The sequence below is a fragment of the Hoylesella marshii DSM 16973 = JCM 13450 genome, assembly GCF_000146675.1.
Lineage (GTDB): Bacteria > Bacteroidota > Bacteroidia > Bacteroidales > Bacteroidaceae > Prevotella > Prevotella marshii.
Window position 1 is genome coordinate 277,976 of record NZ_GL397214.1, and the last position, 16,102, is coordinate 294,077.

A 16,102-nucleotide genomic window follows, 5' to 3' on the forward strand; every position below is an offset into this window, starting at 1 on the left:
TCTACTATCTCCTTTTATCTTTATGATTTTGAAGCCTTAGCCAATGTTATCTCTATCGTGGTATTGCCGTTGGGGGCTGGTATGGCAAGAATGCCGCAGCCTCTTGCATTGGTCATCTCTCCCGTTTCTCTGATAATTTGCCTGCAAAGCAGGTATTGAACGTTGGATGTAAGGGGCGTAAAAAGCCTGCGGCAACGGGTTTCATCCATAGCAAAAGGCATTTCGATACTAAAGACGACATATCTGTTGCCTCGCTCCGAGACCTGCAAAAGCAATTCTTTTTGTCCGCTTTGTTTCTTTAATATCTCGAAAAGAAAGTGCATCATATCATCATCGCAGAGTATTTTTCCCTCGTTCTCTTTACCGGTAAGTGCGGAAATAGCAACGGGACGACATTGCAGGAGCGGAACTTCTACCTGTCGATCGGCCTGTGCGCTCAGCAGGGAAAAGATGTCTTTGTAATAACGAACTAGTTCGTTCAGCGACAACAAAGACTCGTCTCGACCCTCCACAAGTTGGCTGATACGCGAAGGATAATACATGGTCTCATGTTTTAAGGTACTGAGGCAGTTGTCTAACACGCTGTTGCTGATATACAAACGCTCTTCTTCCAACTGTATTCTACGCAGCTCGTCCTTGGCACCATCTATGCTTTGCTGTCTCAACTCAGTGTTATCGATACTTTGTTGCAAAGCAGATGTGATTTGTTTGATGATGGCCGATAGGGCAGTAGGCAATTTTTCTGTTCTGTCTGTTTGAATGGTGCGGTTGATAAGTCGCAGCATCTCTGATTCGGGAACTTTGCTGAGCAGTATTTCGTTGATATGTTTGATTTTATCAATGCAGAAGTTGAAATGGAGCAAATGTCTGTAATACAGTAAATAATAGGCAGGGAAGATGAGTACGAAAAGAATGACCAAAATAACGATGGCAATGGTCTTGTTGTTACCCGACTTCTGCATCACGCTGCAATAGGTGGCCAGATTTGTGTCTGCAGAATGCTCTTTGAATAACTGTGTATAGACTTTGTTGTTATAGCGGTATAAATCCCACCTGTGCAAAGCCAAGGCAGCAACGGCACTCTCGTTTCTCATACGGAGAACAACTTGATAGTTTAATCGGAATCTACGATGCAACCAATGAATTTCCGCAGGAACTTTCGGGCTGGTAGAGAACCTTAATAACGTGTCGGTATCATGAGGATAAGTCTTGAGATAGAGACGGTTGAGATGGGTTCTGCAGCTATCGGAAAATGCAAGAGTACGGGTATAAGTGCCGTTGAGATTGCTTTGGTAGGCACTGTCGGCAAAGGCGGCAGCCTTGATTCGATGGATGTTTGCCGAAGAAACCTTTGCCGATATAAGAAGCGAAGAAGTTGCGAAGACGAGCACAAGCAGTCCTCTCACAGTGCCTTTTGGCAATCTGAAGCAAACTTTTGTACCTTTTCCCGCTTCGCTTTCTACCTCTATCTTGCACACGGCAAACAGTTTGCTGATTTTTTGATACTTGTCTATGATGCCTTTGCAATTCATCAACCCGAAGCGATGTGACTTCTGCGGGGTTTGGTGGTGGGTGTCGATGGCTTCATCGCCGAGCTGCAGTGGTTGACGCGTAAAGAGTTGTGAAAGTTGTTGCTCGTTCATTCCGATGCCGGTATCGTGTATACAGATCTCAACAAAATCGTCCTGCTGTTGAGCGGAGATACATACATTACCGCCCGATGGGGTGAATTTTCTGGCGTTATCTGCAATGGTATTAACCATAAACAGTGTTAATATTCTGTCAGCTTTGACAATGGCCGTGGTTGGTTTTATGCAAAGACGGATTCCTTTGAGCTGAAACTCCATGCGTCCTCTTGCCACAATGTCGAAGATGTCTTGCAATCGGAAACTTTCGATGTGAAGACTGAGTTCTCCTTGCCTTAGCTGAATCCATTGGGTAAGCACCGTATTATAGTCGTTTATCTTATCGGAAAGCTCGGCGATATAGGCATATCGTTCTTCCCTTACAGCCTGTTTCTCGTCTGATTTCTTCAATCTTGCCACCTCATTCAGCATGCGGTCGATAAACGGGGTCATGCTATTGACGAGCGACAGCTTGGCGCGTTGCTCAATGTTTCTTTGCCGATTGTTCCTCAAATGCAGTTGATGGATTGATTTTTCCTCGTTGATTTCTTCGTATCGGCTTTTCAATGAGCGTATATGGGCTTCGTTTTCTTTCTTCCATTGCTCTAAGGGTTCCAGCAAGGGGTGCAGTGTATCCTCGCGATTGCGATGGTGTCTAAGGTAATTAAAGAAGAAAAGAAGGAGGATAGTGATGACAATCATGGCCAAAACGGCAAGTATCATTATGTTGAGTTGTGCCGAAGCACGGTTTAATTGGTCAGCACGGGCTTCGAGCTGTCTATCTTGTCGTGTCATCTCTTGTAGCTCAAGATAGAGCCGACGGTTGTAATCACTGTTTGGTTTATCATCTATGGCGGCATAAACCACGCTCAGTTGTTCTCTGATAGAGGCAATCAAGTCGGATGCCTGATGAATCTTTCTGTTGCTGTTCAATGCTTTGTTCAGGCAGAAAAGTGCCGAACGATAGTTGCCTAACTGCCAATAAGCCCCTGCCAATGTGCGCCATGAACCGGCAATCTGGTATATATCGCCGAATTGGACGAAGATTTGCAGCGAGCGCAAAGCCAGATTTTCTGCCAATAAACTATCGGGTACATGGTCAATATTGATGGCTTTGATAGCGGAAAGGTTCTGTTTGAACAACAAGTTCCGTTGCTCTGCAGATTGCAGATGCTCGCTCATGGCCTGCATGGCATTGGCTTCCCAAAACGGATAATGTCCCTCTCGGGCAATGAGATAGCAACGCATCAGGTAGTCAAATTCGGTCTGTATCATCTCGTTGTGCGTGCCTTTGTCTATCACTCCGCCTGCTCCTACATTATAATAATAGTTCAGCAATTGCGCAGTATCTTCCTTTATCTCTCCGTTTTCATCAATATCTTTCATTGCATAGATAGAAGGAGCCTCTAAGCCTACATAATAATAATAGGTGGAAGTAACGATATCAAACTCTGTTCGGGCATAAATCATGCGCTTCTTTTGGTGCAGATTCAGCATTTCTTGCTCTTCTTCAATGCGACGGAATCGACGTAATGCACTCTCACGGTAGTCATAAAAGTCTTTGTTTCTCGACTGTCGTTGACAGAGACGCATATATTGAATATCGGCAATGAGCAGTTCTATTTGGTTATCGGTATGCCCTAAAATCCTATCCAGCTGTGCGGCGGCCTGACGATAGTTCATCCGCACAAGATTGACAAACGCCATATTATTCAATGCTTCTGCACTGCCTGCATCATCGTTGCTACCGGCAAGCCTCAAAGCACGATGGGCATAGACCATTGTAGAGTCCAAATTCCGATAATGATAGTCATAGGAAAGCTCATTCAACTTGTCTACTTCGTGGTTCTCCGGCGACGAACAAGCTGAAAGCAGCAAAAATATTCCAAGGAAAAATAGGCTTAATCCTTTCACGATTACAAAAATAACATATATTTTTCGGTAAGAGAAATAAAAAGCGGGAAAAAGCTGTTTCACTCGAAATAGCAGCCTGTGTTTCTCGCACATCTCAACTTTTCTGCGTAATTTTGCAGCCAATTATCATAAAAACAAGAGGTAAAATGATGGAAAAAGCGTAGATGTGACCCCACTTTTGAGGTAAAACAAAACTAAAAATCATCAGTGTGCTTCTCATGATAGACAAAAACGGGGAACGAAACGGCCATCCATTGATATGACAGATCCTATAAGAATCAAAGATATGAGTAATAAGAAAGGTTTATTGGCACTCAGTCCGCTGCTGGTGTTTATTGTGCTTTATCTGGCGACATCCATTGTTGCCGGCGACTTCTATAAAGTTCCCATCACCGTGGCATTTCTCGTTTCCAGCATTTATGCCATAGCCATCTTCGGCGGATTCCCGCTCTCGAAACGCATTGAAGCCTACAGTCGCGGAGCCGGCACGTCGAATATGATGTTGATGCTTTGGATATTCGTCCTTGCCGGAGCTTTTGCCAATGCGGCAAAAGAGATGGGGAGTATCGACGTGACCGTGAATCTTACGCTCAACATACTACCCGGTAATATGCTTTTGGCCGGACTTTTCTTGGCTGCCTGTTTTATCTCCATGTCTATTGGAACAAGCGTCGGAACCATTGTTGCCTTAACGCCTATTGCTGCGGGGCTGGGCGCGTCTACCGCCACAAGTATCCCATTGATGACTGCTGTCGTAGTGGGCGGCGCATTCTTTGGCGATAATCTCTCGTTTATCTCTGACACAACTATTGTAGCAACCTCTACACAAGGCTGCAAGATGAGCGATAAATTCCGCGTCAATTCTTATATTGTTTTCCCCGTGGCCTTACTTGTTTTCATCATCTATATCTTCATGGGCAACACCATTGATAGCCCGTCGCAAGTTCCCCCGATAGACTACATCCGCTTGATTCCCTACCTTGTGGTGCTCGTATGTGCTGTTTTTGGCATCAATGTCATGGCCGTGCTCACTATCGGATTGATTCTGACGGGTATTATCGGCATCTACGACGGCAATTACGACCTCTACGGATGGTTCGATTCCATGGGGAAAGGCATCCTTGGAATGGGCGAGCTTATCATCATCACTATGATGGCAGGCGGTTTGCTCGAACTGATTCGCGAAAATGGAGGTATCGATTACATTATCGAAAAGTTCACCGCACGCATCAATGGCAAACGGGGCGCAGAACTTTCGATTGCCTTTCTGGTGAGCATCATTGACATCTGTACGGCTAACAACACCGTGGCCATACTTACCGTGGGTGGCATTGCCAAGAATATCGGCGACCGATTCGGAGTAGATAATCGTAAAGTAGCCACGTTGCTCGACACCTTCTCGTGCGTCATGCAGGGCATCATTCCTTACGGTGCCCAGATTCTTATCGCCGCGGGATTGGCTGCGCTGAATCCCATTGAGATTCTTCCGTTCCTTTATTATCCGTATGTCTTGGGCGTAGCAGCACTCTTGTCCATCCTATTCCGTTACCCTAAACGATACAGCTGATGCCCGACGTTACGACCCGCAACCTGCTTTTCCTCACAACCGCCGGAGCTTTTACCGCTCAAAGACGACCCGAACAGATGTCGGTCTTTAAGTGGCGACAGCTTTGCAAACTTGCCGAGGCACACAAAGTACTCACCTTCGTGCTGGCCGGCGTTGAGCGACATGCCCGCGATGAGCGTATGAATATGCCCATCGAGGTGCTCGAACAGCTGCGGAAACTGAATGCCGAGAACCATATTCCTCCTCTTCCCATAGAACAGGTGCGACTGCACAACCCATGGTTAAACTTCAAACTACACCGCATTCTGTACAATGAGCACCATAGCATCGATACTTCTGTGGAGACGATACGCCTGCTTCGTCTCATCTTATTCAATATCGAATCTCTACTTACACGAGGTGTCTCCATGCAAGGGCTTATCTCTTTGGGTTCTTTTTTGCGTACCATGGGGCATAAGGCAGACTTTGTAAAACTCGATAGCTGGCTTCCCCGACTGCATCTGCAACGCATGGCCGACTATGTAGGCAGTCTACTGGTTGCCGGTTTCTGCTTCGAGGAAGAAGAGTTGCCTTTTATGAAACGTCTGCTGACTGAGGCTGCACCCCGTTCATTCGGAGCTGCCTACTTCAAAAAGCCCTTTCTTCATGTTACGGAACCACACTCCGCAGGCTTTATTCGCACCCACTTTTCCGCCTTTATGCGGGGCATAAAGTGCGCATTTGCTCATCTGTCTCATGCTCCTCTCGAAGCCTCAAGCTGCCTGATGCACCATTGTCTCCGCAGTTTCTTAGAGATAGAAGAATAACGATAAATAAAGTTTCCATCGCTGTCTGAATAAAATTCGGCGATTTTTCCTGATTGTCATAAATACGTTATACCTTTGCAGAACGGATGATAAACAGCAAAATGGCATGAGAGATATTGAAAAACTCGGAAACCCGACCGACTTGTCAAGTTATCAATGGGGCATGTTCTCTGCCCCCAAACAAAGAAGATGGAGAACCGGAAACCGTCTCCCTTGCAGAAAGGCAAGAGAAAGCGTCCTGTTACGGCATGCCGCCATGAGAAACGAACACATCAACGAAGCACATGTCTTTATTGCAGATTATGCCGCATGGATGTTAGCTTGCGGGGCTACTTGCATCAGAATAAGAAAGAATGTACAGCGTATGGCTGCCACATGGAATCTTGAAATAGAGCTCACCATTATGCCCTACAGTGTGCATTTGAATGCGTTTAATAGCGAAACAGAAGAAAACAAAGTGTTTATCAGACGTATTCCTCAAACCGGAATCAATTTTTACAAGAACACGCAGTTAAGTCGGCTGAGTTGGGATGTAGCCGATGGCCGCGTCGCACTTCATGAAGCAAAAAGTCGTTTTGCAGCCATCATAGCATCGCCCGATACCAATCGCTGGTTGGTACTTTTGCTCGCTTCGCTGGCCAATATGTCTTTCTGCCGTATATTTGGCGGCGATTTTTCCTCAATGGGCATTGTTTTCTGCGCTACGCTCATCGGTTTCCTGTTGAAACAAGAATTGTTGCGTGTACATATCGATGTGCATGCTGTGTTTATATGCTGTGCTTTCGTCTCCGCTGTGATAGGTGCTTCGGGTTATACGCTCGGTATCGGGCAGACACCGGAAATAGCTTTGGGAACGAGCGTGCTTTACCTGATTCCCGGAATACCTTATATCAACAGTATCAGCGACATGCTTGTAGGGCAATACATGGTGGCTTACAGCCGGTTTATGAGTGCCATGATACTCACTTTCTGCTTATCAGTGGGACTGGTGGGAGGTATTCTTTTGATGAACCTTAAAATGTTTTAGTGCAGCCGATGATACTTTTTACCGATGTTCTACAAGACGCCTTGTTTGCTGCATTGGCAGCTGTGGGTTTTGCAAGTATTAGCAATCCACCTCGGCAAACCTACGGATATTGTGCACTGATAGCAGGCATGGGGCATGCTGTACGTTTCTTTCTTATGCATCTGTCTAACGGAGCGTGGGGACTGATACCAGCGAGTTTTGCCGCATCGCTCCTCATTGGTTGTCTGGCCGTGTTGTTTTCAAACCACGCGAAGTGTCCTCCTGAAACATTCTCGTTCCCTTCTCTTCTGCCCATCATTCCCGGAATGTATGCTTATCGCACAGTAGAGGGTATTGTGATGTGTCTCTCTACCCACGAAGAACAGGTTTTTCATCATTATCTTTACTTATGCCTCTCTAACGGACTTACCTGTGTTTTCGATATTCTTAGCATGGTTTTGGGTGTTACGATACCCATCTTTGTGTTTAAGAAAATCTCTTTCCGCGTAACCCGATATTCCGATTAACCCCCAATCGCTTATGAGTACTCTAATGAATGATTGAGGGTAAGCGCACTATCCATAACTTACTGAATGCAAGCACGATAAAAGACGAGTTGAGAAAGCTAAGCTATTGCAATGTAATAGCTTAGCTTTTGCGGCGTGATAGCTTAGTTCCGACAAGCTGAAAGCTAAGCTTCCGTATCATGCAACGAAAGTGATGGAAACGGAAAGCATGACTACTATGTATGGATAGTGGGAGAGAGTAATATGGCTTTCTGCATCCATCTATTGCCGAAAAAAGAAATGGGATGCTACAACTTGGTAGCATCCCGATGTGTTTATTGTAATGATAAAAGGTTTTACGATACTTTTTCAAGGCGTTTCATGATAACAAACATGAAGAATGCCGAGAGGAGACACAGCACGATAAATACTGCCCATACGCTCCACAGAGGCAGTCCGCCCCACAAGTAACCACCTACGCTTACCAAAAGGTTGCCGATGGCTGTGGCTACAAACCAGCCTCCCATCATCATACCTTTATATTTCGGTGGCGCAACTTTGCTTACAAAGCTGATACCCATAGGTGAGAGAAGCAATTCACCGAAAGTAAGAATCAGGTAAGTACCAATGAGCCAATTCGGAGATGCATAGGTGGCATCGGCACCGGCTACAGCCTGTTGCTCGGGAGTGTTTAAGCCTTGAGAGGCAAGTAACATCAATACGTATGCAGAACCGGCAACCAACATACCATAGGCAATCTTGCGCGGAGCTGAAGGCTCTTTGCCTTTACGTGCCAAAGAGGCAAAGATGGCCATACTTACGGGTGTCAATGCTACCACATAGAAGGGGTTGAACTGTTGGAAAATGGGAGCACTTACGTCTACGATACCCTCTATACGGGTGTATTTCCAAATGAGTATTCCAATTGCTGCAAGTATCACAACTGCTGAAATCATCTTAGCCTTTCCCGTCTTGCTTTGGAAAAGAGAGAACGTTCCATACACAATGAAAATAATCATCAGCAGGTTGATAACATCGAATGCCATACTTTGTAAGCCGGTAGAGGTCTTCTCTACAAATTCATCGGCAAAATACGTCAGTGTAAGGCCGTTCTGGTGGAATGCCATCCAGAAGAAGATAACCACAGCAAAGACAAGGCAGAGGGCAATAATACGGTCTTTTGTCTCTTGGCGGGAAAGCTCCGGCTCTGCGGTTTCTGTGCTACCTTTGCTCTTGCCTTGTCCTACTGCATTTTCAACATGGCGGAAAGAAGAGCGGAAACCATAGTAGATGGCCATTGAAAGTATCAATGATACGCAAGCCACGCCGAAAGAGAAGTGATAGGCATCATTGGAAGCATAGCCTATGGACTCTGCCCATTCTTTAATTCTTACGGCTGCTGTTGGAGCGAATAATGCTCCAATGTTGATAGCCATGTAGAAGATAGAGAACGCAGAATCGCGCTTGGAAGCATATTCGGGACTGTCATACAGGTTACCCACCATTACTTGGAGATTACCCTTAAACAGACCTGTCCCGAAACTAATGAAGAGTAGTGCGGCTAACATGCCTGCAAGGGCTACTGTGTCGCGTCCCAACGGGATGGATAACACCAAGTATCCGGCAAACATAACGAGAATACCAATGGTTACCATCTTGCCGTATCCAAACTTGTCGGCCATGATTCCGCCTATCAGTGGCAGAAAGTAGACAAGTCCCAAGAAACTGCTGTAAATGATACCAGCCGTGCCCGGCGCAAAGCCGAAGTTGGCTCTTAAAAACAATGCAAACACAGCTATCATGGTGTAATAGCCGAATCGCTCACCCGTATTGGCTAAAGCCAATGCATAAAGTCCTTTAGGTTGACCTTCAAACATAGTTATAAAATTATTTAGTGTTAGTAATATCGAATAGATACGTAAGTTTTATGACAATATTGCCGAAGTTGGATTTACTGAAATAGTCTTTCTTGGAGTCGGCATACAAGTTTCCAAGTCCGTAATAGTATCTTCCTTCAAACTGAAAATGGCCTGCTTTGGGTACAGAGTACTCCACACCGAGACCGCCGGCTATGCCGTAATCGAATTTGTTCTCCACATCCATGGAGTATTGTGCTACGGTCTTGTTGGAACGGTCGGTAAGGTTGAGATTGGAAGGAGTGAAATTCGTGGAGGTAGACTCACCGAGGAAAAGACCGAATTGCGGGCCGGCTTGAAAGAAGAACTGCATACCTTTCTCCTCTTTACCCCATGCTAAATGGGCAAAAACAGGTATTTGCAGATAGCGGATGGTACGACTGTATCGTTCGGCCATATTCGTTACGGGATTGATAACCGAGTGGTTATCTCTGTCCCGTATGTCTTCTTTCCATCCAAGGATGGCATAGTTCACCTCCGCCTGTATGGAACAGACAGTACTAAAATACTTTTCACAGACATATCGGAGCGACAGACCGCCGGTGATACCTCCGTGCATACCCTGCGAAACGGTGGGAGTGAATCCGACATTGCTGAGCACATAACCACCGTTTACACCGATAGCAAGGTCGTTGCGATGTTTCCCTATCTGCGCATGAAGGGCAAAAGGAAGCATGAGAAATATCCCCAGAAGTCTCAATCTTGCAACGAGTTTCATTCCTGTATCAATAGTTGATGGTTTCTATACTGCGGTTAGGCTTGTAGTGAACAAGCATAAAACTCTTGTTGAGATAGCCTCCGGAGCCGGCTTTTACAAAATGGTATGGAGTCTGTATGGAGTTTCCTACTGTCTGTGTTTTCGTTCCGATGAATCCGTTACCGTATTGCTGTAAGCCCTTCATGAAGTACATGGCTTGGTCGTAGCCCACAATCGCAAAGCGGGGTAGGGCATTCAACATATCTGCATGAAAGCTCCAACGGTATCGCTGCTCAATGAGTTTGGTGTCTTCCGATAAGGGGTTATAATAAAAAGTAGTAGGGATGTAAGTGTCGTATTTGAAGAAATTTTCCAAATTATGGTTGGTATACATGAGCCATTCCGTATATCCGAACAGGGAAATCTTGATACCGGGGACTAACGTTCTTATGCCGTCGAGCTTTGTAAGGGAGACAGTCAGTTCGGGCGAACGGCCGGTGTTGAGGATAACCATATTGGGTTGAGTGCGACTGAACGATTTTAGGAAAATGTTTTCGCTGCTATTCAGATTGGTAATATTGTAAGAAATACCCTTGGCTTCCAGCTGTTTTCTCAAACCGAAAGTGAAGTTCCCCTTTCTGCTAGTGGTGTCGTTACAGTCTATGAATACGGGGTGGAAGCCTTGGAATCTTTCAACAAAGTGTCTGATGGTTGCTTCGTTGATTTCTTGAGATGATTGATAAACTTGGTATATTTGTGGATTCTTGGCTGTTTCATTTCCTGAAATGGAGAAAGGAATCACCATTTTAATACTATTTCTTTGGCAGAAATCACCTAAGTATTTCACTTGCTTGGAGTATAACGGACCGAAGATTACATCACATTTTTTTGCGTTGTCATCAAGAAGTGTCTGTCTGATGTCGGCATCGGCACCCACATTCCACGCATACACGTTGATATCAAGTCCGGTTTCCTTTAATTGGTTAAAGGCTAAAAGCATGCCCCTATAGTATTCTACCATTCGTTTGCCATCGCCATCCATGTCATGCAAGGGTAGCATAACGCCTACATTGATTCGTTCCGCGAATCGTCTTTCACCCATACGGCTGGTCGTTTCGGTCGTTGAAGCAGTAGACCGAGGGGTATTTGAGCGAGCAACTTCGCCTGTGGAGGTGTTTTTGGGATAAGGTATAAAGATGTAATCACCTTTCTTTAATTCGTATCCCTGCATTTTCATGTCGGGATTGGCGGCAATCAATTCATCCACAGTCAATCCATTGTCCTTAGCTATGGAAAAGACGGTGTCGCGTTTCTTCACCTTGTACATATCCTTCCATTGGGTTGTTTGGGCGAAGATACCCATACATACCATTAGTGTTACAAGTGTGACGGAATGCCGTAATATATGTGTTCGCATCTTTTTCTTGGCTGAATGATTGTGCAAAAATACTGAATAAAGTTGATTTAACCACCCTTTTTTTGTATTTTTGCATAAATATATCGTATGAACTTCTATTTAAGACTTATATGGGTATTCGTATGCGTGCAGTGCATGGATTGCTCTGTATATGCAGACAATGTGCCAACTATCTCACCCTCTGCCATATATACGAATGAGAGAGGAGAGAAGGAAGAAAGTAACAACATGTCCGGATCTGCGCCATTACGGGGACAGTTTATGGCTAATGTCGAACATTTAGGTGCCTATACTCCTTATTATGAATGGCGATTTTACACTACAGGGAATGCCGGCAACCCCTATTTAATAAGGTATGAAGAGAATACGGAATATACGTTTACCGATTCCGGTACCCATTATATCGTATTGTATGCAACCTTTATCAATGGTACCGACACCATAGCTTATACACAGGACTATTGGCGCAGTGCACAACCTCTGACCGTATCGATTAGTGAAAGTAAGTTGGAAATGCCCAATGCCTTTTCCCCTAATGGCGATGGAATCAATGATGTGTACAAGGTGAAGGAGGGGTATAAATCTATTATCGAATTTCATGCTTATATATATAATAGGTGGGGGCAGAAGCTCTATGAGTGGACAGACCCTGCCGGCGGATGGGACGGTACGTTTAATGGAAAGGATGTCGCAGAGGGAGTTTACTTCGTTTTGGTGAAAGCAAGAGGAGCTGATGGCAGAAAGTTTACCATTAAACGCGACGTAAATCTGTTGCGAGGTTATACCGAGGGGGCATCGTTAGGTACATAATAAAGGAAGAGATTAGCTTTAAGGAAGGAAGAAAATGAAGCGTGAAGACGAGAATATCAATGTTTGGGGAGCACGTGTACATAATCTGAAGAATGTGGATGTACAGATACCGCGTAACAGTCTAACCGTGATTACGGGGTTAAGCGGATCGGGCAAGTCGTCGTTGGCTTTCGATACGATTTTCGCAGAGGGGCAACGAAGATACATAGAAACCTTTTCGGCATATGCAAGAAACTTTCTGGGAAACATGGAGCGTCCCGATGTTGATAAGATAACAGGTCTGAGTCCGGTTATCAGCATTGAACAGAAAACAACCAACAAGAATCCTCGTTCTACTGTGGGAACAACCACCGAGATATACGATTTCCTACGCTTACTCTTTGCGAGGGCAGGGACTGCATATAGTTATATGACAGGTGAAAAGATGGTGAGATATACAGAGGAGAAAGTACTCGATATGATTCTCCATCGCTATGCAGAGAGGAAAATTTATATTCTTGCACCACTCATCAGGAACAGAAAAGGACATTATCGGGAACTTTTTGAAAGCATGCGTCGTAAAGGTTATCTCTATGTTCGTATAGACGGAGAGATACAAGAGATAACACGTGGTATGAAGGTAGATCGATATAAAAATCACAATATAGAGGTAGTGATAGACAAACTTCAGGTGAAGGAGAAGGATGGCGAGCGATTGAAAAAAACAGTCTCCACGGCTATGAAGCAAGGAGATGGACTTCTAATGGTAATTGACCAAGCAAACGATGAAGCCAAATATTTCTCCAAATTGCTGATGTGTCCTACCTCGGGCATTTCTTACAAAGACCCAGCCCCCAATATCTTCTCTTTCAATTCCCCTGAAGGAGCTTGTCCGCGATGTAAAGGGCTCGGTGTCATCAGCGAGATAGACCTCAACAAAGTTATACCCGATAGGACATTGAATATTCACGATGGTGCCATCGTGCCTTTGGGCAAATATAAAAATCAGATGATTTTCTGGCAGATAGAGGCACTGCTCAATAAGTATGATTGCACACTGAAGACACCGATAACAGATATTCCCGATGATGCGCTCAACGAAATACTTTATGGCTCTTTGTCGAATGTGAAAATAGCCAAGGAATTGGTGCATACGTCCAGCGATTATTTTACGGCTTTTGATGGCGTAGTAAAATATCTGCGCAGTGTGATGGAAAGCGACGACAGTATAAGCGGACAGAAGTGGGCAGACCAATTTCTCGCAGCATGCGAATGTCCTGAATGCCATGGGAAACGCCTCAATCGTGAGGCCTTATCCTATAAGATTTGGGACAAAAACATTGCCGATTTAGCCGACATGGACATCGCACAACTATATGAGTGGCTTACAGAAGCCCCCAAACACCTCGAACCGATGCAGAAGAAAATAGGGCAAGAGATACTTAAAGAAATTCTTACACGGCTTCATTTTTTACTTGAAGTTGGTCTTGATTACCTTTCGCTGAATAGACAATCGGCATCGCTCTCAGGTGGAGAAAGTCAGCGAATACGACTTGCCACGCAGATTGGTTCGCAATTGGTCAATGTTCTTTATATCCTCGATGAACCGAGTATCGGACTTCATCAACGCGATAATGAGCGTCTCATCAAATCTCTTCGGGAACTTCGAGACCTTGGAAATACGGTCATCGTAGTGGAACATGATAAAGATATGATGATGGCTGCCGATTATATTGTGGACATTGGCCCGAAAGCAGGAAGAAAGGGTGGGGAAGTAGTCTTTCAGGGAACACCGGCCGAGATGCTGAAGCAACATACTATCACGAGCGATTACCTAAACGGGCGCATGTCTATCGCTGTTCCCGAAAAGCGCAGAGCAGGGAACGGGAAGAGCTTGTGGCTGCGTGATGCTTGCGGGAATAACCTCAAAGATGTGGATGTAGAGTTTCCTTTGGGCAAACTGATTGTCGTTACCGGTGTCAGTGGGTCGGGTAAATCAACACTCATCAACGAGACACTACAGCCTATTCTCAGCCAACATTTCTACCGTTCGCGGAAAGCTCCCATGCCGTATCGAACGTTTGAAGGCATTAAGAATATCGACAAAGTGGTGAATGTAGACCAAACGCCTTTGGGTAGAACGCCGCGAAGCAATCCTGCCACCTATACAGGTGTGTTTAGTGATATCAGAGCACTCTTCGTCAATCTGCCCGAAGCCAAGATACGAGGCTATAAACCCGGCCGATTCTCTTTTAATGTGAAAGGAGGACGATGCGAGACTTGTGGAGGAAACGGTTATAAAACCATTGAGATGAATTTCCTACCCGATGTGATGGTACCCTGCGAAGTATGTCATGGCAAGCGCTACAACCGCGAGACGCTGGAAGTGAGGTATCGGGGAAAGAGCATCGCCGATGTACTCGACATGACCATCAATCAGGCCGTGGAGTTCTTTGAGAATGTGCCTACGATTCTGCAAAAGATAAAGACGTTACAGAACGTGGGACTTGGCTATATCAAACTCGGGCAGCCTTCCACCACACTCTCCGGCGGTGAAAGCCAGCGTGTAAAGCTGGCAACGGAGTTGAGTAAGCGCGATACGGGTAAAACTCTCTATATCCTCGATGAGCCAACCACGGGACTGCATTTTGAAGATATACGCATTTTGATGAACGTCTTGCAGCAACTTGTAGATAAAGGTAACACCGTCATCGTCATCGAGCATAATTTAGATGTGATTAAGTTGGCCGACTATATTATTGATATGGGGCCGGAAGGAGGTCGTAACGGCGGACGTTTGCTCTCTACAGGCACACCCGAAGAGGTGGCTCGCAGTAAAGAAGGGTTTACGCCGCAATTCCTGAAAGAAGCCTTAAACGGTTAAAATACCATCCGTATGAAGATTACGATAATACAATATGATATTGCATGGGGTGCCCCTGTTGCCAATCGTTATCGAGCAGAACGGTTGATGAATGAAGCCAAGGGAAGCGACCTCTACGTGCTCCCCGAAATGTTTACCACCGGATTTACCACGAATCCCGACGGAATGGCCGAGCCGGAAGACGGCGATACATTGTGCTGGATGCGGGAGAGGGCAGCTGCACTCAGTGCTGCCGTGGCCGGCTCCGTGGCTGTTTCTACCAACGGTGGATTCCGCAATCGTTTTTATTTTGTGCAACCCGACGGGCGCGTCTGTTTCTACGACAAGCGCCATCTGTTTGGTTATGGTGGCGAAGACCGCAACTTCACATGTGGTCGGCAACGCGTAGTTGTGGCGTTTCGGGGTGTAAGGTTTCTCCTGCAAGTCTGCTATGACCTCCGCTTTCCCGTATGGAGTCGCAACCGAGGAGACTATGATGCTATTCTCTATGTAGCCAGCTGGCCTGTTTCCCGTATCGCGGCATGGACAGCTTTGCTTCGTGCGCGTGCCATAGAAAACCAATGTTTTGTGGTAGGAGCCAACCGGACAGGTAACGACCCCACATGTGCTTACAACGGCTCTTCTATTATTTTTGATGCTTATGGACATGAGTTGGCCACTGCTGGCACTACCGACGCTTGTGCGGTTACAGCCTGCATCGACATGGACGCATTGGAAGTCTTTCGCCGGAAGTTTCCCGTGCTTTGCGATGCTGATGCCTATACGCTTGATGTATAGGAAATATCGCTTATGCGGTTGAGGAGCAGAATCTTTTTTAGGAAAACATTTGTGTGTTTCACCAACTTTTCCTAACTTTGCCGGCACTATGCAAAGAATAGGAAATCATAACCCAATGAATGTGGTGCAGGAAAAAGTGTGTTTTTCTGCATCTTTTAACGCTTTATATTTGCATACACCGGAAAAAAGTGTAACACA

General features: G+C 45.5%; 11 protein-coding genes. 7 read left to right on the forward strand and 4 right to left on the reverse strand.

What is annotated here, in order from left to right; genetic code table 11:
* Positions 1 to 20: 20 nt before the first annotated feature.
* The gene (locus HMPREF0658_RS01175) at positions 21 to 3,632 is read right to left on the reverse strand and encodes a sensor histidine kinase (protein ID WP_006947960.1); all 3,612 of its coding nucleotides are present in this window, start codon (positions 3,630 to 3,632) and stop codon (positions 21 to 23) included.
* A gap of 166 nt (positions 3,633 to 3,798) precedes the next feature.
* Here HMPREF0658_RS01175 and HMPREF0658_RS01180 point away from each other — a divergent pair, with 166 nt between their 5' ends.
* The 4 genes from HMPREF0658_RS01180 to HMPREF0658_RS01195 all read left to right on the forward strand — a co-directional run bounded on the left by HMPREF0658_RS01180 (position 3,799) and on the right by HMPREF0658_RS01195 (position 7,445).
* Positions 3,799 to 5,106 (forward strand): Na+/H+ antiporter NhaC family protein, encoded by a 1,308-nt coding sequence (locus HMPREF0658_RS01180; protein ID WP_006947961.1) that lies wholly within the window; start codon positions 3,799 to 3,801, stop codon positions 5,104 to 5,106.
* Positions 5,106 to 5,912: a hypothetical protein gene (locus tag HMPREF0658_RS01185; RefSeq protein ID WP_006947962.1), complete on the forward strand. Its 807-nt coding sequence runs from the start codon at positions 5,106 to 5,108 to the stop codon at positions 5,910 to 5,912. The genes HMPREF0658_RS01180 and HMPREF0658_RS01185 overlap by 1 nt, the downstream gene beginning before the upstream one ends.
* 106 nt (positions 5,913 to 6,018) lie before the next feature.
* Positions 6,019 to 6,939 carry a threonine/serine exporter family protein gene (locus HMPREF0658_RS01190; protein ID WP_006947963.1) on the forward strand — a complete coding sequence of 307 codons (921 nt, stop codon included), beginning with the start codon at positions 6,019 to 6,021 and terminating at the stop codon, positions 6,937 to 6,939.
* Positions 6,940 to 6,947: 8 nt separating this feature from the next.
* Complete coding sequence (locus tag HMPREF0658_RS01195) at positions 6,948 to 7,445, forward strand: threonine/serine exporter family protein (protein WP_024990897.1); 498 nt, start codon at positions 6,948 to 6,950, stop codon at positions 7,443 to 7,445.
* Between the two features lie 335 nt (positions 7,446 to 7,780).
* Here HMPREF0658_RS01195 and HMPREF0658_RS01200 read toward each other — a convergent pair whose 3' ends face one another.
* The 3 genes from HMPREF0658_RS01200 to HMPREF0658_RS01210 are packed head-to-tail and all read right to left on the reverse strand — an operon-like array spanning position 7,781 to position 11,454.
* Complete coding sequence (locus tag HMPREF0658_RS01200; protein ID WP_006947965.1) at positions 7,781 to 9,301, reverse strand: peptide MFS transporter; 1,521 nt, start codon at positions 9,299 to 9,301, stop codon at positions 7,781 to 7,783.
* Positions 9,302 to 9,311: 10 nt separating this feature from the next.
* Positions 9,312 to 10,058, reverse strand: a complete 747-nt coding sequence (locus tag HMPREF0658_RS01205; RefSeq protein WP_006947966.1) for a porin family protein — start codon at positions 10,056 to 10,058, stop codon at positions 9,312 to 9,314.
* Between the two features lie 7 nt (positions 10,059 to 10,065).
* Positions 10,066 to 11,454, reverse strand: coding sequence for a PBP1 and LysM peptidoglycan-binding domain-containing protein (locus HMPREF0658_RS01210; RefSeq protein WP_024990898.1), 1,389 nt, complete (start codon positions 11,452 to 11,454; stop codon positions 10,066 to 10,068).
* 135 nt (positions 11,455 to 11,589) lie between these two features.
* Between HMPREF0658_RS01210 and HMPREF0658_RS01215 the strand changes: the two genes are divergently transcribed.
* Genes HMPREF0658_RS01215 through HMPREF0658_RS01225 form a run of 3 tightly spaced genes read left to right on the forward strand, consistent with a single transcriptional unit; the run spans position 11,590 to position 15,904 of the window.
* Complete coding sequence (locus tag HMPREF0658_RS01215) at positions 11,590 to 12,264, forward strand: T9SS type B sorting domain-containing protein (RefSeq protein WP_006947968.1); 675 nt, start codon at positions 11,590 to 11,592, stop codon at positions 12,262 to 12,264.
* A 34-nt stretch (positions 12,265 to 12,298) separates the two neighbouring features.
* Entirely contained in the window at positions 12,299 to 15,127 is a 2,829-nt protein-coding gene (gene uvrA / locus HMPREF0658_RS01220) for an excinuclease ABC subunit UvrA (RefSeq protein WP_006947969.1), read from the forward strand.
* A gap of 12 nt (positions 15,128 to 15,139) precedes the next feature.
* Complete coding sequence (locus HMPREF0658_RS01225; RefSeq protein WP_006947970.1) at positions 15,140 to 15,904, forward strand: amidohydrolase; 765 nt, start codon at positions 15,140 to 15,142, stop codon at positions 15,902 to 15,904.
* Positions 15,905 to 16,102 lie beyond the last annotated feature (198 nt).

What these genes read in the sequence shown, in the direction of transcription:
- HMPREF0658_RS01175 (WP_006947960.1), bottom strand. Translation starts at nt 3,632, where the DNA reads ATGTGCGAGAAACACAGGCTGCTATTTCGAGTGAAACAGCTTTTTCCC.
- HMPREF0658_RS01180 (WP_006947961.1), top strand. Translation starts at nt 3,799, where the DNA reads ATGACAGATCCTATAAGAATCAAAGATATGAGTAATAAGAAAGGTTTA.
- HMPREF0658_RS01185 (WP_006947962.1), top strand. Translation starts at nt 5,106, where the DNA reads ATGCCCGACGTTACGACCCGCAACCTGCTTTTCCTCACAACCGCCGGA.
- HMPREF0658_RS01190 (WP_006947963.1), top strand. Translation starts at nt 6,019, where the DNA reads ATGAGAGATATTGAAAAACTCGGAAACCCGACCGACTTGTCAAGTTAT.
- HMPREF0658_RS01195 (WP_024990897.1), top strand. Translation starts at nt 6,948, where the DNA reads ATGATACTTTTTACCGATGTTCTACAAGACGCCTTGTTTGCTGCATTG.
- HMPREF0658_RS01200 (WP_006947965.1), bottom strand. Translation starts at nt 9,301, where the DNA reads ATGTTTGAAGGTCAACCTAAAGGACTTTATGCATTGGCTTTAGCCAAT.
- HMPREF0658_RS01205 (WP_006947966.1), bottom strand. Translation starts at nt 10,058, where the DNA reads ATGAAACTCGTTGCAAGATTGAGACTTCTGGGGATATTTCTCATGCTT.
- HMPREF0658_RS01210 (WP_024990898.1), bottom strand. Translation starts at nt 11,454, where the DNA reads ATGCGAACACATATATTACGGCATTCCGTCACACTTGTAACACTAATG.
- HMPREF0658_RS01215 (WP_006947968.1), top strand. Translation starts at nt 11,590, where the DNA reads ATGGATTGCTCTGTATATGCAGACAATGTGCCAACTATCTCACCCTCT.
- uvrA (WP_006947969.1), top strand. Translation starts at nt 12,299, where the DNA reads ATGAAGCGTGAAGACGAGAATATCAATGTTTGGGGAGCACGTGTACAT.
- HMPREF0658_RS01225 (WP_006947970.1), top strand. Translation starts at nt 15,140, where the DNA reads ATGAAGATTACGATAATACAATATGATATTGCATGGGGTGCCCCTGTT.